Origin of the sequence: Mesorhizobium sp. M0410 (genome assembly GCF_040321435.1) — a bacterium.
In the GTDB taxonomy this organism is placed as follows: Bacteria; Pseudomonadota; Alphaproteobacteria; order Rhizobiales; family Rhizobiaceae; genus Mesorhizobium.
This window is the reverse complement of sequence record NZ_JAMYRN010000011.1, coordinates 13,039-33,437: the sequence shown is the minus strand read 5'-3', so window position 1 is coordinate 33,437 and position 20,399 is coordinate 13,039. Positions and strand designations below refer to the sequence as shown.

Sequence of the window (20,399 nt, the reverse complement as noted above, 5' to 3'; positions counted from 1 at the left end):
GATGTGCGGCATCGCCGGAATTGTGTCGCTGAGCGGCGCCGCGGCTCCCCCTTCCCGGGATGCGCTGATGCGCATGGTGGGCGCGCTGGCGCATCGCGGCCCGGACGAGCGTGGCCTCTACCGGGACAGACGTGCGGGATTGGCACATGCCCGCCTGTCCGTCATCGATCTCGCGAGCGGCCAGCAGCCACTCGCCGGCGCGGGCGACACGATGTGGATCGTCTTCAACGGCGAAATCTTCAATTACGTCGAGCTGCGACAAGACCTGGCCGCGCTCGGTTATCGCTTCCGCACACGCAGCGACACCGAGGTCATCGTCCATGCCTATCATGCCTGGGGCGAGGCCGCCTTCGAGCGAATGAATGGGCAGTGGGCAGTCGCCATCTGGGACTCCGTGGCAGGTCGTCTCGTCCTGTCTCGGGATCGGTTCGGCATCTGCCCGCTGCACTTTTGCGAGCATGGCGGACGGCTTTACTTCGCCAGCGAGGTGAAGGCCATTTTCGCGGCCGATGCGGACATACCCCGCGCGTTCGATCCAGCCGGCATCGATCAGACTTTTACTCTTTGGACTGTCGCGCCGCCACAAGGCGTGTTTGGAGGAGTAAGCGAACTCACGCCTGGGCATGTCCGCATTTATGACCGCGGCGTCGTTCGCGAGCGGGCTTTTTGGAAGCCTGCCTATCCAGAGGTTGACGGGCCTGGCGATGATGAATTCAGCGGCTCGCTTGATGACGCGGTGGAGGAAGTGCGCAGCGCCCTGGAGGCCGCGACGGCGCTCAGGATAGTACGCGCCGACGTGCCGGTTGGCTGCTATTTGTCCGGCGGGCTCGACAGCTCACTGGTCGCCACGCTGGGGAGACGCTTCGCGGGCGAGCGCTTCCAGACTTTCTCGCTGCGTTTTGCCGACGCCGAATATGATGAGACGCATTTCCAGCGCCTGGTTGCCGGCGTGGCCGGCAGCGACCATCATGAGGTGGTTGTTTCGCGCAGCGATATCGCTGGCATCTTCCCTGAGGTGATCTACCATGCCGAGCGGCCAATCCTAAGAACCGCGCCGGCGCCGCTGTTCCTGCTCTCGAGACTGGTGCGCCAGCATGGCATCAAGGTCGTGCTGACCGGCGAAGGGGCCGACGAAATGTTCGCCGGCTACGATTTGTTCCGCGAAGGCAAGGTCCGCCGCTTCTGGGGACGCCAGCCCGCCTCGAAGCGACGCTCCCGTTTGCTGGAGCGCCTCTATCCTTATCTCAGCCGCTCGCCGGTACAGCAGCAAGCGATGGCACGCCAGTTCTTCGGGCGCGACATCCACGCCTGTGACGCGCCTGGTTTTGCGCATGGCACGCGCTGGCGTACCACAAGCGCCATCAAGCGGCTGTTTTCGGCAGACATGCGCGCCCAAACGGAGCGCCATAACGCCGTGTCCGAGCTGCTTGCCCGCCTGCCGTCGGAGTTTTCGCGATGGGGCTCTCTTGCGCAGGACCAGTATATCGAGATCCAGACGCTGATGTCGGGCTACCTGCTGTCCTCACAAGGGGACAGGATGCTCATGGCTCATTCCGTCGAGGGGCGCTTCCCGTTCCTCGACCATGAACTCGTGAGGCTCGCGAATTCGCTTCCGGCCGCCTACAAGCTGCGTGTGCTCGACGAAAAGCATGTGCTGAAACGTGTGGCGCAACCGATCGTGCCGTCGGAAATCGTCACCCGCAAGAAACAGCCTTACCGGGCCCCCAACGCGCTTTGCTTCGTCGCAGATGGCGCTCCGGCCTACATTCGCGAAGCACTTTCGGAGGCGGCGCTGCGCGAAGCGAACGTCTTCGATCCCAAATCGGTTACCCGGCTCCTGAGCAAGTGCCAAGCCAGCGCCGGCGGCGGCGACCTGTCCAACTCCGACAATATGGCGCTGGTCGGAGTGCTGTCGACACAGCTTCTCCATCGGCAATTTATCGCGAGCCGTCCAAGTGGGGCTCGCACGCTCAAGCTCAGCATCGATATCGACCGCGAGCATCGTGAAGAGGTGCTCGCATGATGCATGGCGCCGTACCCCTCCTGCACGACTATCTCACCAACTCTGCCAGCCGGTTCGGCGCCAAGGTGGCCCTGGTGTGCGGCAATCAACGTGTCACCTATGGCGATCTCGACATGCGCTCGAACGCCGTAGCGCACCATTTGACCGAGGCTGGAATTGCGCGTGGCGATCGAGTGGTGATCTTCGCCGACAACACTGTCGAGGCCGTCGTCGCTTTCTGGGCGGTGCTCAAGGCCAACGCCGTGGTGTGCATCGTCAATCCGCTCACCAAAAGTGACAAGCTCGATTATTTGCTCAACGACTGCCGCCCGACCGCACTGATCACCGACAAACACCTGCACTCGATTTTCAGGGACCCGGCGCGGAATTGCCCATCGTTGCGCCGCATGATCGTCTCCGGGCCGATCGAACGCAACGACTTGCAAGAACTGCCGCATGCTGTGCGCTGGGATACTGCGGTCGCGGCAGCCCGCAGCACGCCGCCCGCGCGCCGCTGCATCGACATCGATCTCGCTGCGATCATTTATACGTCCGGCTCGACGGGCGAGCCCAAGGGCGTGATGCTGACGCATCGAAACATGATCGCCGCATGCGCCTCGATTTCCTCATACCTGGCGCTTGCCGAAGACGAGGTGATCCTCAATGTCCTGCCGCTCGCCTTCGACTACGGTCTTTACCAGATGATCATGGCGTTCGGCGCGGGCGCCCGGCTGGTGCTTGAGCGTTCGTTCGCCTTCCCGGCGCAGATCCTTGGGCTGATCAAGCAAGAAAGGGTGACGGGCTTTCCCGGCGTACCGACCATCTTTGCCGCACTCGGGGAGCTCAAGTCTCTGAGGGATCAGGATTTTTCGAGCATTCGCTATGTCACCAACACTGCGGCCGCCCTGCCGCTCAAGCACATTCTCCTGCTGCAGGAGCTGTTTTCTGGCGCCCGTATCTATTCGATGTACGGCCTTACCGAATGCAAGCGCTGCACCTACCTGCCGCCGGACGATCTTGAGCGAAAGCCGTTGAGCGTCGGGATCGCCATCCCCAACACGGAAATGTGGATTGTCGACGAGCATGACAGGCGGGTCGGACCCGGCGTCGTTGGTCAGCTCGTCATCCGCGGAGCGACGGTGATGAAGGGCTATTGGGGCAAGCCGGAGGCGACAGCCAGAAAGCTCAAACCCGGACCGCTGCCGGGTGAGCAGGTCCTGTACACCGGCGACTACTGCCGGATGGACGCCGAGGGCTATCTCTACTTTGTCGGTCGCGGCGACGAGATCATAAAATCGCGCGGAGAGAAGATAGCGCCGAAGGAGGTGGAAAACGCGTTGATGAACATTGCCGGCGTACGGGAAGCCGCGGTCATCGGCGTTCCGGACGAGCTGCTCGGGCAAGCAGTGAAGGCGTTTGTCGTGATGGAGAAGGGAAGCATGCTCGGCGAAAAGCAGTTGCAGAAAGAGTGCCAGAGACGGCTGGAAAACTTCATGGTTCCGAAGTCCATCGTCATCGTACCCAGTCTGCCGATGACCGACACGGGCAAACTCAAAAAAACGGCCCTGTCATGAGTCGGCACCAGAGCGAAGTTGATCAGCATTCATCTTTTGTACCGGAGGCGAAATCAATGTTATCTACCAAGGATAGAACCGATACCTTCAGTGAACAAATTCGCGCTTTCCTGGCCTCGAATTTCTATATAGCCGATCCGGACAGTCTGGAGAGCGACACCTCGCTTCTCGACCAGGGCATCGTGGACTCGACGGGGGTGCTCGAGGTTATCGGCTTCATCGAGGAGACCTTCGGCATCACGGTCGAAGACAGCGAGCTGCTGCCCGAGAACCTCGATTCCATCCAGGGAATTGCGCGATACGTTATGCGCAAGAGAAACTGATTGCCGAAAGCCCGCAGCTCTGTTTCAAATCCCCGGCTGTTTTAAGCCGCGACAGCGCGTCTGAAGCCTGCCGCGACTGTGGCGCTTATGCCTGCGCCTTTGTATGTGCCACAACCACCCGGCCCTCGCCGGCTGGATTGGTGACTGACCGGATACTCTCATAGACCTTGGAACGCTCGAGCAAACTCATGACCTGCCGGTCCTGGCCAAGGCCGACCTCGAAAAGCAGGATGCCTCCGCGCCGCAAATAACGCGGCGCCTCCTTGAGCACCCGCATGTGGATGCTCAGGCCGTAGGGGCCGGCTGCGAATGCTTCACGCGGCTCGAGTTCGACCAGATGCGAACGGTCGCCCTCGAGCCGTTTTTCCGAAATGTAGGGCGGGTTGCAAACGACCACATCGATCGTGCCGTCAAGCTCCAGGCCGGAGAAGGCGCTGAACAAGTCGCCCTGAAGCACCGTTACCCGCTCCTCCAAATCAAGATGGATGACGTTGCGGCGCGCGACCTGCACGCATCCGTCGGTAAGATCGCTTGCCCACACGCGCGCGGTGGGGGCGTGGTGCGCGATGGCGCACGCCAGATTGCCCGCCCCACAGCACATGTCGACAACGCGAGGTACCGGCAAGTTCAGTTGGCTCAGAACATCGAGAGCGGCGTTGCCGAGCAGTTCCGTTTCCGGTCGAGGAACAAGCGCACCGGGCGAGACGAGCAGCTGCAGTCCCATGAAGGTGCTGCGGCCCCTGCCATAGGCATCGGCGACATTGATCTCTTCGCTCACGACACTCGCCTCCCGTTTTATCCGGCGTTGGTGGCCGACAATGGCGCACCGATAAAGTGTATCTTAAAACCGCTTAACTCTCGATCGACAAAATCAAAACCCAATCCCGCCTCAGACGCTTTGAAGCCCTGATGCTACAAAGATGACCATAAGCTTCTGCGCCGTGTCATGATTAGGAATATCTCCTTACTCGAGCCGGTTATCCCCAGGCTGGCGAGCCAGTTGCCGAATTCTCAGCCTGGCGTCACGATTTTGCTACATTTTAATCAAAGAAGGCACATATGTAAGCAATTCGTAATGTTCCAGCAGCGGGGCGGAGCTGCTGCTTCCCGGAAGGTTAAAGTTTGTCCCTCATCGAAAGAATCGACGAGATTGCGCGGCAATTTCGCGTCAATGAGCGCGCATCATGAAGTCGACCAAAGAGCGCTCGCTCGATCTACGCTCCGCAATGTTTGGCTGTGTGCACGCCCTCGTCGGCGTAGGCGTTTTCTCCGCATTGATAAATATCCTCGCCTTGACCGGCTCCGTCTACATGCTCCAGGTCTACGACCGCGTGCTGCCTTCGCAGAGCGTGCCGACTCTTATCGGATTTACCGTCGGGATGCTGGGACTTTACGCGGCCTATGGGCTCCTCGATTTCGTGAGGCTTCGCCTGTTGGTCCGCATCGGCAGCCGCCTGCATAAAAATCTGCAGCAAAAGGCGTTTGCAGCCTCGCTTTCCCTGCCCCTCGTCGCCGGGCCGGATGCGAACCGGATACACCCGCTTCGTGATCTGGACCAGCTACGTGGCTTTCTTTCCGGGCTGGGGCCGACGGTCTTATTCGATGCTCCCTGGATACCATTTTATATGGTGGTCATCTATCTGCTGCACCCCGCCCTTGGCGTGCTGGCAACGCTCGGTGCATGCGCCGTTGTTTTTTTGACGGTGGTTGCCGAGATCATCGGCCGCAAACCTGCGGCTCGTGCATCTGAAACACTCGTCGCGCAGCGGCTGCTGGCCGATTCCGGCCGCCGCAATGCAGAGGTCGTTCAGGCGATGGGCCTGTCTGCTCCGCTTAGCCGGCGCTGGAACGAGGTCAGTCATCTTTATCTGAAGAACCAGGAACGGCTTTCGGACGTCGTCGGCGCAGCGAGCTCACTGTCGAAGACGCTCCGAATGGCCTTGCAATCATGTGTGCTGGGGCTTGGTGCCTACCTTGTGATCGGGGGCGAGGCCTCGCCCGGCGTGATCATTGCATCGTCCATTTTGCTGGGCCGCTCACTGGCACCGGTCGATGTGGCCATCGCAAACTGGAGAGGGTTTCTGGCAACCCGCAAGAGCTATTCCGAGCTGGCGGCAGCGCTGGATGCCTTTGCTAGCCAGCAAGAGACAATGGAACTGCCGCGCCCAAAGGCGGAGCTTGCGGTCGAAGATTTGACTGTCGCGCCACCAAGCCTGCAGAAGCCAACCATCTTCAATGTAAGCTTCCGCTTGGCAAGAGGCGCAGGGCTCGCGGTCGTCGGCCCGAGCGGCTCCGGCAAGACCACGCTCGTGCGCGCTTTGGTCGGGGCGTGGAAGCCGCTTCGTGGCACGGTAAGATTGGACGGCGCCTCGCTCGATCAGTGGAACTCAGAACTGCTCGGCATTCATATTGGCTACCTGCCACAAGACGTTGAGCTGTTCGACGGGACGATCGCCGATAACATTTCGAGGTTCGGCGGCAAAAGCGACGCAAAAGGCGTGCTGGCAGCTGCCAAGGCTGCGGGCGTGGACAAGATGATCATGCGTCTTCCGCAGGGTTTTCAAACACGCATCGGAGAAGGCGGCGCGGCCCTTTCGGCTGGGCAGAGGCAGCTCGTCGGGCTTGCCAGGGCACTTTACGGCGATCCCTTCCTCGTCGTTCTTGACGAACCAAATTCCAATCTGGACGCAGACGGCGATGCTGCTTTGGCCGGCGCAATCCTGGCTGTGCGTCAGCGCGGCGGTATCGTGATCGTCGTTGCGCATCGCCCCTCCGCTCTCGTCAACATCGATCAGGTACTCGTCCTGTCGAACGGGATGCTCCATTCGTTCGGCTCGCGCGAAGACGTTCTGGCAAATGTGGTCCGGCCCTTCCCGCGTCCGGACAAGCCAAACATTGTCGTTCCGCTGCAGCACGGTGCAAGCGGGCATGCGTGAGGTATTGCTTAGTGTCTAACGTGACCATGTCGTCATATGCTGCGGTTGGCGGCGAAGGCCAGCCGACCGGGGCGAAGCCGGAGTCGGATGGCATTCGAGCCAATCTACCCTGGGGTAATCTGGTCCGGAGCCTGGCAACAAATTGTCGTTCCGCCGCGCAAAGGTGCGGCCGAGCATATGCGAGGTATCGCTCCACTGTTACCGTGTCGTCATACGTCGCCGCCGGCGGTGAGAGCCGTTCGTTGGAGACGAAGCCAGATCCGGATGGCATCCGGGCCAATCTGCTCCTGGGCCTGGCAACCAGCTTGCTGTTGGTCTTTGGCGGAGGGCTCTGGTTGGGATTGACCAAGATTGCCGGCGCGGTGATTGCGCCTGCGACTGTGGTGGTCGAAAGCAACATAAAAAAAGTGCAGCATCAAACCGGCGGCACCATCGGCGGAATCTTCGCGCAGGACGGCGATCATGTGAAGGCCGGCGACGTGTTGGTCAGGCTGGACAACACCTTGACCCGAGCAAACCTGCAGATAATCACCGAGGACCTCAATCGCGCCACCATTCGTCTGGCCCGACTGGAGGCCGAGCGCCAGGGTCTGCCGGAAATGCAGATCCCGCCCGACCTTCGCGCTCAAATGGGTGATCCGCAAGTGGCGGCACTTGTCAGTGGCGAGCGTGCCTTGTTTGAAAGCCGTGCTGCGGCGCTGGCTGGCCAGAAAGCCCAATTGCAAAGCCGCTCGAAGCAGCTGGAACGTCAGATCGATGGCCTCAAATCGCAGCAGTCTGCGACGGACGAGTCTCTGGATCTGCTGACCAAGAACCTTGCAGATGTCGAATCTCTCTATGCAAAGAAGTTGGTGTCCAAGGAGAGGTTGAGCAATGTCAGCCTGGAGAAGACCCGGACTCGCGGCGAATCGGGACGCCTTGTCGCGGCGATAGCGGAGGTACAGGCTCACATCAGTGAAACGGACCTGCAGGTGCTTCAGCTCGACGAACAAATGCGGAGCGACGTGACCAACGAACTTCGCGAAACGGAAGCCAAGCAGACCGAACTCAGTGAGCGCAAGGTGGTGGCCGAAGACGAACTCGGCAGGACAGACATTCGTGCCCCGCAGTCGGGCACGGTACAAGAATCCTCGGTCCACACCGTCGGAGGCGTAATTGGCGCCGGAGAGGTGCTCATGATGATTGTGCCCGATTCCGACAACCTTGTCGTCGACGCTTCCATTCCTCCGTCGCGTATCGATGAGATTCATCCCGGACAGCAGGTATCGATCCGCTTTCCGGCGTTCGACGCCGGCACCACACCTGCTTGCGAAGGCTCGGTCAAGCGCGTCTCAGCGGATCTGATCAAGGATCAGCAACGCCAGCTTTCCTATTTTTCGGCTCGCATCGACGTCGAGAATGAAGCGACCTGCCTGACTGGAGAGAAAATACTCAAACCCGGCATGCCCGCCGAAGTCCACATAAGAACCGACGAGCGCAGTGTCTGGTCCTACTTGATGAAGCCTCTTACCGACCAGTTCTCCAGGGCCTTCAGGCAGTAAGGAGGCTGCCACACTCTCAACCGGCAGCCCGGCCGATTCATCGGGTCGCCGCGTTTTCGAGAGCGCTGCTGAACCTGACCTCGATCGTGTCTCCCGGCATGACCTCGGTGTCTTCTTGGACAAGCTGTTTCCGCCATTCTTCGCCGAGCTTGCGAATGATCGTTACCTCGGCCTGGATCCTTTCGCCGGCAACCGGCAACGGCAGGGCGGCCGCTCCCGTGGGCTGCAACTTCTGGCTGGCGGCGCGAAGTCTTGCGCTGACGTCGGCAAGGCGCACGTTGGTATCCTTCAGCTCGGTCAACAGACCGATCCTTCTTTGGTTGTCATTGCGTTCGCGCTGTCTGGCAAAATCGTCCTGCTGACGTCGTGCTCTCATAAGTTCAACCGAGGTTTCGAGTGCCCGGCTGGAAGAGAGCACCAAAGCGCGCCGGACGTCGGCGAGCCGGGTATTGGTTAGATTTCCCGACTCAAACGCTTTCCTTACGCGCGCCAGTTCGTCTTCGTCCGCCTTCACCCCATCCGCTTCGGCCCGCTCGCGCTCGAGCAAGGTCTCGGTTTGCGCTGCAGCATCCTTGCCACTTTTGTCGAGAAAGCTCTGCTCTTTCTGGAAATTGTCCAACGAGAGCTTCAGCCCTTCTGCTTCGGCCTGCGCGATCGCCGACGCAAAACCTGCCGACAACGGCGACCCTTGTGGTGGCTGCATGTCGAAAGTCGACTTACCCTGAAGTTCGGCGCGCAGACGGGCGCTGTGAAAATAGTCTCTCGTGTATTCCCCCCAAAGCGACTCATAATCGCGCCGCAGATCCACCGGATCGGGGCCAACCTGGTTTGCCCGGGACCGCAAAAGGCTGAAGCCACCTGACACCGCAATCGCCTGCCGCACGGTCATCAGCGGGCGATAGGCCTGCTGTCCGGGAGTGAGCACGTCGCCAGTCACATAGATCGGCCTGTACTCTGCAACCACGGCGGTCACGTCTGTCGGCTTGATGACGATCATTTGCTCCCGCCCGTCAGGCAGCCGCTGGTGGAATATCTTGGTTGGCAAGATCGTCTGCATGCGTGTCTGCAGTTCGGCCGGAGTCAGGCCGCCAACCGAAACCATCCCGACTTCGGGAAGCGCGATCGTGCCGTCCATCTGGACCACCGCACGTTGCGTTCGCTCAGAGATGGAGGCAATTCCTATCTCGACGGTATCGCCGGCGGAAAGTCGATAAGCAACCCGTGCTTCCGCCGCAGCGGCCGTTTCCATCGCGGCTAGCATGCCGAGCACGACAAGAAGGATTCGATTAACGAGGACCATTGGCGGCAATCTCCTTCTGGTTCGACCGCGACTCTTCCGGCCAATCGAGACGGGTGATGAATTCGTAGACTGGCCCGCCAGGCACGCCCCAGTTGCTCGACCAGATCACCTGTGAGCCGTCGGGGGACGGCGAGGCATGGGTTTCGCTCCAATAGTCGGACGGGACGTTGTGGGTTTGCGTGACTCGTCGAACCTCACCGCTGCCATCGAGGCGCAGCGCGATCACCTCTCGCGCATATGGCGCCCAGTCGCGATTGGCAGATATCTCATCGGGATTGCCGCCATAGCTCACGAACACCCAGCCGCTCCTGTCCAGTGCCCGCGCGGACGCATGCTCCGCTTCGCCAAATTTCATAAGCGAGGTGACCTTCCCGTCAATCAGTCTCCTTTTGATGACGTGATATTTGTCAGGGTCGGATTTGCTGATGCCCACGAAAACTTCGCTACCGTCATCATCGACCGTCATATCGCCATGGCCGGGCCGATGATGGTCCGTCCACCTCTGCCGCAACGTCCCGTCGACGGAGAAAATAGCTCGCTGTTCTGTGTCTTCGTTCACGTTCTGAAAGCACAGGATGTTCGCTCCCAGCGGGGAGATCGAGCAGGCGCTGACCGTTCCGGCAAGCTGGGCAAGATCGATGTCAGGAAATTTCCGGCGCTGCTTGAGATCATAGGCAAAGGCAACCATCGCACCATCCCCACGGATCGCGCGCACTGCTATGCGGTCGCCGTCGCGGCTAGGATTGCCTTTGGACGGACCGAACTGAAGATCATGGTAATTCGGCGACACGAACAGCACGTCTTCGCGATTGGTCCGTGGCGCCCAGGTCGAAATTTTCCGGTCCTGAACGCAAATCATCAGATCGGGATTTTGCGGATGCCATTCGCATTCAGCCGATCGAGCGCGACGGAAAAGCGGGACATAGGTGTGCCCGTCGAAAAAGCACATGCCATTGCAGCCGTTGGTGATGACGAGGAGGCTCTGGTCTGAATTCCATGCCTGGGAGCTGGAATAACGGTGGCTGCAAAATTTCTTCTCGCATACGACGCCATTGCCAAGAGCGCCAGGCTTGGTGATGCGCATGAAAACTGTCCCGAAGGCTGGATCCGTCGCGGGTTGGAGATAATCGGGCAGATCCATCATCACTGGCGCGACAAACTGTGTCGGCGCGCTGTCTTGCCGGCCGCTGGCCGTGGACAAATCCAACGACAAGGCAGCCGCAATCAACAGCGGAGCCAACCCACGCGGGCGAAAGGTCATGTCATGTAGCCCATTTCGTGTCGCACCCGGCCTTCGCTGAGGCGCCCTTGCCACCATCCGATGGTCCGCTCCAAGCCTTCGCGCAGGCTGGTCTGGGCGCGCCATCCAGTCTTGCTTTCGAGGAGCGAAGAATCGGCCAGCAAGGCACGCACCTCGGAATTCTGCGGCCGCAGCCGGCGCTCGTCGCGGTGAATTGGTTTCTTGCAGCCACTCAACTCGATCACCAGATCCAATATGTCCGAGATCGTCACAGCGCGCTGGCTTCCGGCGTTGTAGGCATGGCCAAATTCGAGCTCGGCCGAACCTGCGGTCAAAAACGCCGCCGCGGTGTCTTCCACGAAAGTAAGGTCGCGGATCGGGCTTGTGTCTCCCACCATGATCGCAGGGCATTTTTTATCGAGAGCCTGACGTATGATGGTCGGTACGATGGCCCGCTCACTTTGGCGTGGGCCGTACGTATTGAAGGGCCGCATGATAACCACGGGAATGTCGAACGATCTGGCGTAGGACTCCGCCATCATGTCCGCACCGATCTTGGATGCCGAATACGGTGACTGTCCCTGCAATGGGTGGGACTCGCTGATAGGCATTGTCAGCGCGGTGCCATAAACCTCGCTTGTCGAGGTGTGCACCACACGCTCTGTCTCCCATTGGCGCGCCGCTTCGAGGACGTTGACCGTGCCCAGGATGTTGGTTTCCACATAGGACTGGGCGGCGGCATACGAATACGGGATAGCGATCAGTGCGGCGAGATGAAACACGACCGCCTGGCCGCGCACGATCCGATTAACGAACGCGCTGTCGCGAACATCGCCGCGGATGAGGTTCAACTGGCTTCGTATAGTGTCCGGTAAATCGTCCAGCCAGCCGTGGCTGTCGAAGGAATTGTAGAGAGCCACCGCGGTGACGTCGGCACCGCTGCGGACGAGCGCCTCGGTGAGATGCGAACCGATGAACCCATCGGCACCCGTAACCAGAACTTTCCTGCCCTTGTATGCCATGACCCAAGCGTTCCCCCTATGACGTGAGGCACTGACTTTGCAAATCCACGAGAGCGCCGATGTCCCATCTGCTCTCAAGTTTCGATCGGCGGCGGCGAAACGACGCCAAGCACCGCCAGCAGGCCGCGCACCATCCAGACGACATCGGAGACGATCGTGCGTTGCGGATAATAGGAAAGGTCAAGCCTGGCTTTGGCCGGAAACAAGACCTCACGGTAGAACAGTAACGGGTCCACGGATCGCGGATAAAAATGCGCTTCATTCCGGAAGAGAACCTGGGCTGGACCAAGCAAGCCTGGCTTGTATTGTAAAATACCCTCGAAGCCCCCGCGAAAACAATCGGCGAAGACAAGGCTCTCCGGGCGCGGCCCGACGATTGCCATCTCGCCCCTGAAGACGTTCCAAAGCTGCGGCAGCTCGTCGAACTTGGTGACGGCGAGGAACCGTCCTACCGGCGTCATGCGGCTGTCATCGGCCATGGTCAGCGCCAAGCCACCGGGATCGCATTTTACGCTGAACTTGCGGAACTTGTACATGCGGAATGGGCGAGCACCGGCCCCGACGCGGGTCTGCGTAAAGAAGATGGGCCGACCGCCTTCCAGCAGCAGCGCCACGGCAATCAGCAACATCAGCGGAGCAAAGACGATCGCCGCGGCCGCAGCAATGACGAGATCAATTGCTCGTCTCACAGTCCCATGGGCGGCACTTGAGACGTTAGGCCGGTGAATGGCTACGTCCAGGGCATTCATGCGGCTGTTCCTGTCTGAGCGCAACCGCTAACCGCTGCGGCAAGAGCGACAACCACCGTTTCGACCAAAGGTGCCGTGACCTGCGGATGCAGCGGTACCGTCAGCTCGCGCTGCGCGAAATCTTCGGTGCGCGGCAAATGAGTATCGGGGATAAGCTCACGATAGAGCGTCATCTGGTGCACCGGCGGGTAGTGGATAGTGGTTTGTATCCCTTGCGCGCGCAGTGCGTCGATGACGTCTTGCCTGTCGGCGTAACGTGGCAAAAGGATAGGCATGATGTGGTAGGCCGACGTCCGCGGCTCGTGGAACGGGATGGTCACGGCCGGACAATGCTTGGCTATGAGACGGCGATACAGCATGACCAGGATACGCCTGATCTCATTCCACTCCTGCAAATTTTGCAGCTGGACGAGTCCGATCGCAGCCCGCAATTCATCCATGCGATAGTTGAATCCGAGCATGGTGACATCATACTGAGGGGTGCGGCTGTTCAGCCTTTGACGTGTCCCGGTGGTCATCCCATGTCCACGCGCCTGGCGGATTGTCTCGAGCAGACCGGCATCCCTGGCGATCACAGCCCCGCCTTCCGCCGTGGTCATGTTCTTGTTGCCGTAGAAGCTGAAGGCGGCCGCGGCACCAAATGTCCCCACCTCCTTCAAGCCCGGCGCATGCGCCGCGTCCTCGACGATATGCAGCCCCCGGGCACGGGCGAACCTCTGCCATTGTTCCCGATCGGCGAGGTAGCCGGCGAAATGGACGAGAATGATTGCCTTGGTGCGGGTCGTGCATTTCGCTTCGGCTTCCACGATCGACATCAGCGGCACGTCGGCTGACTCGATGTCCACGAAGACCGGTGTCGCACCGACATAGAGGACCGCATTTGCGGTCGCCACGAAAGTCAAGGATGGCACCAGCACCTCGTCGCCCGGTCCGATGCCAAGTGCGTGCAAAATGAGATGAAGCGCTGCCGTACAAGAACCGACCGCGACGCAATCCTCCGCACCATGGACGTCGGCAAAAGCTTGTTCGAAGGCTCGTACCTGCTCCCCCATTGTCAGCCAGCCGCTGTCGATGACCTTGGTCAAAGCAGTCTTTTCCGGCACACCCAGGATCGGGGCACTGACCAAGAGCATCACAACCTCCTAGACTGATAATTGTGGGAACCGAGCTCGTGACTTCATCATGCAGCCGTCGCGGTGACCTCGATCGAGGCCGATTGGTCTTCCCAGGAAATGGTCTGTGCGTTCTGGAAGTCGTCGACGCGCCCGATATCGAGCCAGAGACCCTCATGCTTGTACACGTGCACGGTTGTGCCGTTCTGCATCATCTGCAGCATCAGGTCGTCGAACCCAAAGGGTATGCCGGATGGGATAAACTGCAGAACGTCCGGGTTCATGCAGTAAATTCCCATGCTGACCAGATGCGAGAGGGTCGGCTTCTCGCGAAAGACCTGCACGGTATTGTCGACTTCGTCGATGACGCCGAAATCCATCTTGATCAGACGACAGGCTGTTGCGATCGTCACCGGATCGGTGTGCTTACGGTGCGCTGCTACAAATCGACTGAGGCTTAGATCCGTAAGGACGTCGCCATTGAGAACGATAAACGGCTCCGTCAGTTCATCCCTGATCAAAGACAGTGGCCCGATGGTGCCAAGCGGCTCCATCTCCTGCGTATATCGAATTTTCAGGTTCCACTGCGAGCCATCTCCACACACGGTGCGGATCAAGTGGCCGAGATACCCGGTTGTAATATAGACTTCCTGAATACCGTTGCGTCGCAACCATTTCAGAAGCATCTCGAGAACCGGCCGTGCGCCGATCGGCATGAGCGGCTTCGGCAAGACCGAAGTGAAGGGGCGGAGGCGTGTTCCCATTCCTCCACATTGAATCACCGCTTTCATCCTGGTCCTCCCTTGTTCATTCGGCCTGAACGCTATCGTCACGGGCCGGCTATCCTGCCTTGGTCAGCACCCGGGAAACACGTTCTTTGCCCCTCCGAAGAACCGGTGAGATTTCCCGCAGAAGACCGGTGAGATTTCCCCACCGATCCCTGATCCGGACATTGCATCTGGATGGTATGTGGCCGTCGGGGTGGATGTCGTCGTGCATTCGAATGGTAACAATTCGGCCGTTTTGCTGTTCTATATCTTTGGATCTATGGCAGTGCTGAATGACCAGCCGGTCTGTCAGCTTTCCAAAAGGTCAGAACGTATGTTCGACGACGTTCGGCGGGTTCGCTCACAAGGGGCAAAAAAAAGAGGAGCGTTTCCCGTTATTTAAGATTATATTAGAAATTCGGCGTTTGTGGTGTTGGGGGTGCCGCGGCGTCGGCTGGATGAATCGACGAGTGAATGGCTACGACTTCAGGCCCATCACCGTTCAATCCATTCAGATACGCGTTGGGGTAGTTCAATGTATCGAATCGTCATCGCCGACGATCACGGCTTGTATCGTCGCGGCTTGCGATTGGCACTGACCGCAGGCATTCCAGGTGTAGAGATATTTGAAGCGTCTTGTTTCGACGCGGTGCTCAGTTTGCTGGCGGAGCAATCGTTCGTGGATCTCGCGATCCTGGATCTGAATATGCCAGGCCTGTTCAATCAAGAAGTGCTCGGCGGGATCCTGTCCGCCTATCCGGATACGCGATTTGCGATCGTTTCCGGAAACGATTCACGCTCGGAAATACTCACGGCTCTGTCGATCGGGCTTCACGGTTACATCGTAAAGTCGCAGACGGACGAAGAGGTTGTTTTGGCCGTCAATGAAATCCTCTCCGGGCGCATCTATGTTCCCGCACTTCTGTCACGCTCGGGTGCAACGCAAGCAACCCACGCGCATACCCACTCCGAGAAGGGCCCACAGCGACGTACCGCTGGCGTCAACCTTGGCAGGCTGACCTCGAGGCAAAAGGAAGTCCTCAAGCTGATGGCGGAAGGCTATTCAAACAAGGAAATTGCGCGCGATCTGGAAATCGCGGAGGCGACCACGAAAATCCACGCTGCTGCGGTTCTGCGTGAATTGGGGGTACGCAATCGGACCGAGGCTGCCGTTATGCTGAAGACTTGGCTTTCGAGACATGCCAGCTAGAGCGCCGCGCGTCCTTTTGGACGTGCAACGGCATCCCATGACTCCTCACGCATATTACTGCATATCCCAAAGCCACGGCGCAGCTTTGGGCCAACGACATTCTTGGAAAGAACACTGCCCATCTCAAAGGCCGCTCAGCGCCACCCGCCTTTAGATATCTGCTTCCGATTGTAGCACTGCACTACAATCCGATTTCCTTGCGCGACAGCCGCAGCGAATACCGCAACCCTTGGTCCGATATTTCCAGCCTGGGAGAGTGACCGACAAGCGGCGCTCCATCCACTCCGATTATCATGGAACCGAAGCCATGACGGACTACACTTGAGGTCCGCCGCCGCCCCGATTCCACCCACTCGAACACGACATCGCTGCCTGTGTCTTCAGCTGCGAACGTCCAGCTTACGTCGATCCGGCCTTTTGAATCGCCAAGCGCTCCGTATTTCATGGAATTGGTGGCAAGCTCGTGAACGATCATTGCAAAACTCTCGGCGGCGCCTCCCGATATCGCCACGGACGGACCGCTGACCGATATGGCGCGTGTCCCCATATAAGGGTGCAACTCTTGCGCAACGAGATCGTTTATCGCCCCCGATACGCTGCCGTTGCGTGAAAGAAGCAAATGGGTTGCCTCGAGCGCGCGTATCCGATCGATCAGCATTTCCTTGTATTTGGCGACGTTGTTTCCGGGAACATCGACCATCTTCACGAGCGCCGTGATCACCGCGAAAACATTGCCGAATCTATGACGCTGTTCGAGCATGATGCGCTCCCGCTTCTTTGCCGCGGCACGCAGCAGCGTGGTTTGTCGTCTCTCGCTCAGATCGGCAGCCACTCCAAGCCGCTGTCCACCATCATCATGTCTTTCCTCCCTTCCGCGCAGCGCAACCCAGCGGATATGTCCGTCCGGTCGGCGGACACGTATCTCAACATCGTAATTCGTGACCGATGGTGCGGCCTTTCTCGATGCCGCCAGCTTTGGCCAGTCCGCCGGATGGACGACAGCTGACAGTTCCTCCAAACTGCGGCTATTGGCCTGGGCCAGGCCGAGAATGTCCCAGAACGTGTCCGAGCCCGTGACTGTCCCGTCTTTAAGGTCGATGCGCCACGTGCCCAAGCGTCCAGCAGACAGAGCGAGGTCCAGCCATTCCTTCTGAGCCCGAAGCGCTTCGTGAACAGCGCGTCGTTCCGAAATATCGTCGACCACCACGAAGATGCTCTCCGAGAGTCCCCCCTTGGGCACGGACGAAGAAAGCGTTAGCCGAGCCCAGAATGCCATACCGTCCTTTCTTAACAGACGGACCTCGGAAACGAACGAAGAGATGTCATTGCCCAGCCTTGCCAACAATTGCGCCAAGGTATGCCGGTCGTTCGGATGGGCGAGCGTATCGAGCCGCAATTGGGCAAGCTCCTCCTCCTTGTACCCGGTCATCTCGCAAAGGCGTTTGTTGGACTGAAGCAACTCACCTTTCTCGTTGGTGTTCGCGAATCCCAGGGCAGCACGTTCGAAGGCCCAACGATAGCGGCTTTCTGTCGCTTCGACGGCAGCTAGCCTGGCCTCCGCGACTTCCAGCAACTCACGCAAGTCCTGCCGAAGGCGATGGAACGTCATGGCAATTACCCCGCCCGAAACCAGAAGCAGGATTGCGCGTGCCCAATCTCCATTTGAAATGTGATCGTGTCCTCGCGCCCACAGGCCGACAGTCACCATCAGAATGGTCGCAGCAAGCGCTGCCACGCGGTCTTCGAGATAGGCGATAATAATAATAGCCGGAATAAATTCCAGAAAACTGGCGCCTTGCCCAATATAGGCTGACGATTTGATTTCAAATATCAGTGTGGCAGCTAACACCGATGCAGAGGCAATATGAGTTAGCAATCTGCCCGACGGGTTCGAATTCGACCTGCGCGACTGCGAGCTCATGGACACAGACTACAACCTTCTGACTAGCCCGTCGAGACTAGAGCAAAAAACGTACAGCTTAGTACCACTGCCGGATTGCCATACCGCTATCATAGCGCGCATTTTATCGGACGCAGCGGGGCCTAAGAGCTGCCTTAGAACTGTCGGATCATATTAAGTTTTTCAAGGTGGCGATGAACATATTATCCGTCAGCGCATAGAAGACTAGAATCCAGCGACACATAGAAGACTACATGAATCCCGAATACTTATTTCGGGCGTGTGAAACTTTGGGTTAGGGGTAGAAAATGAATCTGATCGATAGACAGGTCAATGCTTCTTCGAGCAATCGGTACATTGCTACGAGGACCAGGTATGATTTTGAAGCGCGGAATACGCGGCCCTCTTCTGGTCACCTTGCCGATCGCGCATCGGATCTATTGGACGCAAGGTTCGGCGAACAAAAAGGCCGCAGTCTGGAATCCATAACCGGCGTGCTTGATCGCATTGGCTGTGGCTATCTCGTGCTGAATCGCGAGAGAAAGGTGGTCGAGTGGAACGCAGCCGCCCAAACCACGCTTGAGCGCCAGGGGGAAGCGGCCGACACTGCGAGCGGGCTTACGACCGCCCTAAGGCGGCTGATCGCAAATGTTCCGGGTCAATTCCTGCCGGGCTCACTATCCTGGGTGGTGATCCGCAGCAGAGGCGACCGTCCGGTGATTCTGAACGAGAACGGCGTTATCGCTCCCGACGGAACGAGCATTGTGGCGTTGCTGGATCGGGATAACAGATCTGGGCCAAATCCTCGCACGTTGCAAAGAATGTTTGGCCTGACGAGCGCAGAAACGCACCTCGCCTTGCGCCTGGCTCAGGGCGACGCTCCTTTGGAGATCGCTCGCAGCTGGCGCCTCAGCCGCACCACGATCCGTTCCCAGCTTGCCTCGCTGTTCGCCAAGACCGAAACAAAACGCCAGGCGGAACTGGTGGCCCTTCTTGGCCGCATTTCGGTCCTGCCGTAGAGGCAGGCCACTGGATACCATCGCCGGACGTCGGCATCCGCCCGGGGATTCAGACGGCGCAAGTTGGAGTGTCATGACTTGGCAGGTCGTGCACCGCATGACGGAAGCCGCAATCCCGGACCGGCCATTCGGTACTGTCGAACGGATTCGAAAGGCGACAAGTTGGACAACGATCTAGGCAGCGAGTCTGTTCTTGCCGCAGCGGAGAAGGTGGAAATCGCTCGATCGCGTTCGGACCGCGCGGTGAAGAGACTGGCACGGACCGGACCGATCGTCGTCACCGGCGCGGCAGGCTTCATTGGTTTTCACGTCGCTTTGCGGCTTTTGCGTCTGGGTGTCGAAGTCATCGGCGTCGACAATTTCTCCCCCTACTACGATCCACGACTCAAGGAAGCGCGATTTGCGCGCCTCTGTACCGAGTCGGGCTTCACTCCGATGCGAATTGATCTGGCGGATGCGGCGCGTGTCCAGTTGCTGTTTTCAGAAGTTCGACCTTCAAACGTTGTGCATCTCGCGGCTCAGGCCGGCGTGCGACATTCACTAGTTGACCCGCATGCCTATCTGCAATCGAACATAATAGCCTTTCTCAACGTTCTTGAGGGCTGTCGGCACTTCGGCGTTAGTCACCTCGTCTATGCCTCTTCGAGCTCCGTCTACGGCTCAAATCGAACCATACCGTTTTCCGAGCATCACGGCGCCGATCATCCTGTCAGTCTGTACGCCGCAACCAAGCGTTCAAACGAATTCATGGCGCACTCATACAGTCACTTGTTCGGCTTACCTATGACTGGACTGCGCTTCTTCACCGTTTATGGCCCCTGGGGCAGGCCCGATATGGCGGTCTATATGTTCACGCGTGCGATTATCGAGGGGAATCCAATCGAAGTAGCCAATGCCGGCCGCGTGTGGCGAGACTTCACCTATATCGACGATATCGCTGAGGGCGTGGTTCGAGCACTTGCTGCACCGCCGCGGCCCGATCCGCATTGGGACCCCTTCACCGCCGATCCTGCTACAAGTTCCGCGCCGCATCGCGTCTACAACATCGGCAACGACTGGCCCGAGGAGATCAACCGGCTCATTTCGATCATCGAGACCGCCCTTGGCTGCCGGGCGCTTCGCGTGGATGTGCCGTTGCCGCCTGGCGACGTTTTAGAGACACGCGCCGACGTCAGCGACCTTCGCAAGGCCGTCGGCTTCGCCCCGACGACGCGGCTTGAGGACGGAGTGCAACGCTTTGTCGAATGGTACCGGGACTTTCATGGAAGGGATGCCGCGACCAGCATACGGCAACAAACGTTGGTGCATGTAGAGGCCACCGTGTGATCCGCGCCTTGTCGGAGCGACGGATCCACGCGTCTGTTATCCTGTCGGGGCTGCTGGTCTGGTCAAAAGATCAGCTGATGCCGCACAGCGTCACGACGACATTTTCCGGTCATCGATGCCCCGCGCGATCCTCGCGCAAATCAGCTTATCGCGGGCAGTTCCAATGAGCGATCTCGATTCGGAGACTGAAGTTGCACTTGGCACGGAGCACAAAGAATTCGCCGCATCCGCGCTCTGCCGAACAATGTCATTCAGATGGATGATGGTGACGTTCGGGCTCCATCGTAAGCTCTATTCGACCGCATTTTGCCTCCTCGGAATCGCGAGCTCATGTCCCAAAGCTACTTTCTGAGATCCAGGACGGTTGCTACGGTCGAG

Annotated in this window: 16 protein-coding genes; 8 read left to right on the top strand and 8 right to left on the bottom strand. The window is 59.1% G+C overall.

Annotation, left to right across the window (positions count from 1 at the left end):
* The first annotated feature begins 1 nt into the window (after position 1).
* Genes asnB through NKI63_RS17895 form a run of 3 tightly spaced genes read left to right on the top strand, consistent with a single transcriptional unit; the run spans position 2 to position 3,899 of the window.
* Positions 2 to 2,023, top strand: coding sequence for an asparagine synthase (glutamine-hydrolyzing) (gene asnB / locus NKI63_RS17905; RefSeq protein WP_352737314.1), 2,022 nt, complete (start codon positions 2 to 4; stop codon positions 2,021 to 2,023).
* Positions 2,020 to 3,576, top strand: coding sequence for a class I adenylate-forming enzyme family protein (locus tag NKI63_RS17900; protein WP_352737313.1), 1,557 nt, complete (start codon positions 2,020 to 2,022; stop codon positions 3,574 to 3,576). Before asnB ends, NKI63_RS17900 begins: the two co-directional genes overlap by 4 nt.
* A gap of 56 nt (positions 3,577 to 3,632) precedes the next feature.
* Positions 3,633 to 3,899, top strand: coding sequence for an acyl carrier protein (locus NKI63_RS17895; protein ID WP_254819389.1), 267 nt, complete (start codon positions 3,633 to 3,635; stop codon positions 3,897 to 3,899).
* An 85-nt stretch (positions 3,900 to 3,984) separates the two neighbouring features.
* Here NKI63_RS17895 and NKI63_RS17890 read toward each other — a convergent pair whose 3' ends face one another.
* On the bottom strand, positions 3,985 to 4,677 hold the full coding sequence (locus NKI63_RS17890) for a N5-glutamine methyltransferase family protein (RefSeq protein WP_352802995.1): 693 nt from the start codon (positions 4,675 to 4,677) through the stop codon (positions 3,985 to 3,987).
* 406 nt (positions 4,678 to 5,083) lie between these two features.
* Here NKI63_RS17890 and NKI63_RS17885 point away from each other — a divergent pair, with 406 nt between their 5' ends.
* Together NKI63_RS17885 and NKI63_RS17880 are read left to right on the top strand one after the other, a co-directional pair.
* Positions 5,084 to 6,835: a type I secretion system permease/ATPase gene (locus tag NKI63_RS17885; RefSeq protein ID WP_352822594.1), complete on the top strand. Its 1,752-nt coding sequence runs from the start codon at positions 5,084 to 5,086 to the stop codon at positions 6,833 to 6,835.
* A gap of 242 nt (positions 6,836 to 7,077) precedes the next feature.
* Positions 7,078 to 8,376 (top strand): HlyD family type I secretion periplasmic adaptor subunit, encoded by a 1,299-nt coding sequence (locus NKI63_RS17880; protein WP_352507233.1) that lies wholly within the window; start codon positions 7,078 to 7,080, stop codon positions 8,374 to 8,376.
* 37 nt (positions 8,377 to 8,413) lie between these two features.
* On the opposite strand, the gene NKI63_RS17875 is transcribed toward NKI63_RS17880, so the two are convergent.
* The 6 genes from NKI63_RS17875 to NKI63_RS17850 all read right to left on the bottom strand — a co-directional run bounded on the left by NKI63_RS17875 (position 8,414) and on the right by NKI63_RS17850 (position 14,590).
* Positions 8,414 to 9,676: a polysaccharide biosynthesis/export family protein gene (locus NKI63_RS17875; protein ID WP_352507234.1), complete on the bottom strand. Its 1,263-nt coding sequence runs from the start codon at positions 9,674 to 9,676 to the stop codon at positions 8,414 to 8,416.
* Positions 9,663 to 10,937, bottom strand: a complete 1,275-nt coding sequence (locus NKI63_RS17870) for a hypothetical protein (protein ID WP_352507235.1) — start codon at positions 10,935 to 10,937, stop codon at positions 9,663 to 9,665. The genes NKI63_RS17875 and NKI63_RS17870 overlap by 14 nt, the downstream gene beginning before the upstream one ends.
* Positions 10,934 to 11,938 carry an SDR family NAD(P)-dependent oxidoreductase gene (locus NKI63_RS17865; RefSeq protein WP_352480477.1) on the bottom strand — a complete coding sequence of 335 codons (1,005 nt, stop codon included), beginning with the start codon at positions 11,936 to 11,938 and terminating at the stop codon, positions 10,934 to 10,936. The genes NKI63_RS17870 and NKI63_RS17865 overlap by 4 nt, the downstream gene beginning before the upstream one ends.
* 74 nt (positions 11,939 to 12,012) lie before the next feature.
* Positions 12,013 to 12,687 (bottom strand): sugar transferase, encoded by a 675-nt coding sequence (locus NKI63_RS17860; protein ID WP_352507236.1) that lies wholly within the window; start codon positions 12,685 to 12,687, stop codon positions 12,013 to 12,015.
* Positions 12,684 to 13,820, bottom strand: a complete 1,137-nt coding sequence (locus tag NKI63_RS17855) for a DegT/DnrJ/EryC1/StrS family aminotransferase (protein ID WP_352480475.1) — start codon at positions 13,818 to 13,820, stop codon at positions 12,684 to 12,686. The genes NKI63_RS17860 and NKI63_RS17855 overlap by 4 nt, the downstream gene beginning before the upstream one ends.
* Before the next feature lie 47 nt (positions 13,821 to 13,867).
* On the bottom strand, positions 13,868 to 14,590 hold the full coding sequence (locus tag NKI63_RS17850) for a nucleotidyltransferase family protein (protein WP_023675619.1): 723 nt from the start codon (positions 14,588 to 14,590) through the stop codon (positions 13,868 to 13,870).
* Between the two features lie 511 nt (positions 14,591 to 15,101).
* On the opposite strand from NKI63_RS17850, the gene NKI63_RS17845 reads away from it, so the two are divergent.
* Positions 15,102 to 15,776 carry a LuxR C-terminal-related transcriptional regulator gene (locus NKI63_RS17845; protein WP_352480474.1) on the top strand — a complete coding sequence of 225 codons (675 nt, stop codon included), beginning with the start codon at positions 15,102 to 15,104 and terminating at the stop codon, positions 15,774 to 15,776.
* Between the two features lie 181 nt (positions 15,777 to 15,957).
* Here the strand turns inward: NKI63_RS17845 and NKI63_RS17840 are convergent, their stop codons facing one another.
* Positions 15,958 to 17,697, bottom strand: a complete 1,740-nt coding sequence (locus tag NKI63_RS17840) for a PAS domain S-box protein (RefSeq protein ID WP_352507237.1) — start codon at positions 17,695 to 17,697, stop codon at positions 15,958 to 15,960.
* Positions 17,698 to 17,984: 287 nt separating this feature from the next.
* Between NKI63_RS17840 and NKI63_RS17835 the strand changes: the two genes are divergently transcribed.
* Together NKI63_RS17835 and NKI63_RS17830 are read left to right on the top strand one after the other, a co-directional pair.
* Positions 17,985 to 18,695: a helix-turn-helix transcriptional regulator gene (locus NKI63_RS17835; RefSeq protein WP_352507238.1), complete on the top strand. Its 711-nt coding sequence runs from the start codon at positions 17,985 to 17,987 to the stop codon at positions 18,693 to 18,695.
* A gap of 243 nt (positions 18,696 to 18,938) precedes the next feature.
* On the top strand, positions 18,939 to 20,021 hold the full coding sequence (locus NKI63_RS17830) for an NAD-dependent epimerase/dehydratase family protein (RefSeq protein WP_352689632.1): 1,083 nt from the start codon (positions 18,939 to 18,941) through the stop codon (positions 20,019 to 20,021).
* Positions 20,022 to 20,399 lie beyond the last annotated feature (378 nt).

Excerpts from the sequence above, each read along its gene's own strand:
- NKI63_RS17870 (WP_352507235.1), bottom strand. The coding sequence starts at position 10,937 with ATGACCTTTCGCCCGCGTGGGTTGGCTCCGCTGTTGATTGCGGCTGCC.
- NKI63_RS17860 (WP_352507236.1), bottom strand. The coding sequence starts at position 12,687 with ATGAATGCCCTGGACGTAGCCATTCACCGGCCTAACGTCTCAAGTGCC.
- NKI63_RS17855 (WP_352480475.1), bottom strand. The coding sequence starts at position 13,820 with ATGCTCTTGGTCAGTGCCCCGATCCTGGGTGTGCCGGAAAAGACTGCT.
- NKI63_RS17865 (WP_352480477.1), bottom strand. The coding sequence starts at position 11,938 with ATGGCATACAAGGGCAGGAAAGTTCTGGTTACGGGTGCCGATGGGTTC.
- NKI63_RS17850 (WP_023675619.1), bottom strand. The coding sequence starts at position 14,590 with ATGAAAGCGGTGATTCAATGTGGAGGAATGGGAACACGCCTCCGCCCC.
- NKI63_RS17895 (WP_254819389.1), top strand. The coding sequence starts at position 3,633 with ATGTTATCTACCAAGGATAGAACCGATACCTTCAGTGAACAAATTCGC.
- NKI63_RS17845 (WP_352480474.1), top strand. The coding sequence starts at position 15,102 with ATGTATCGAATCGTCATCGCCGACGATCACGGCTTGTATCGTCGCGGC.
- NKI63_RS17840 (WP_352507237.1), bottom strand. The coding sequence starts at position 17,697 with ATGAGCTCGCAGTCGCGCAGGTCGAATTCGAACCCGTCGGGCAGATTG.
- NKI63_RS17835 (WP_352507238.1), top strand. The coding sequence starts at position 17,985 with ATGAATCTGATCGATAGACAGGTCAATGCTTCTTCGAGCAATCGGTAC.
- NKI63_RS17885 (WP_352822594.1), top strand. The coding sequence starts at position 5,084 with ATGAAGTCGACCAAAGAGCGCTCGCTCGATCTACGCTCCGCAATGTTT.
- NKI63_RS17900 (WP_352737313.1), top strand. The coding sequence starts at position 2,020 with ATGATGCATGGCGCCGTACCCCTCCTGCACGACTATCTCACCAACTCT.
- NKI63_RS17875 (WP_352507234.1), bottom strand. The coding sequence starts at position 9,676 with ATGGTCCTCGTTAATCGAATCCTTCTTGTCGTGCTCGGCATGCTAGCC.
- asnB (WP_352737314.1), top strand. The coding sequence starts at position 2 with ATGTGCGGCATCGCCGGAATTGTGTCGCTGAGCGGCGCCGCGGCTCCC.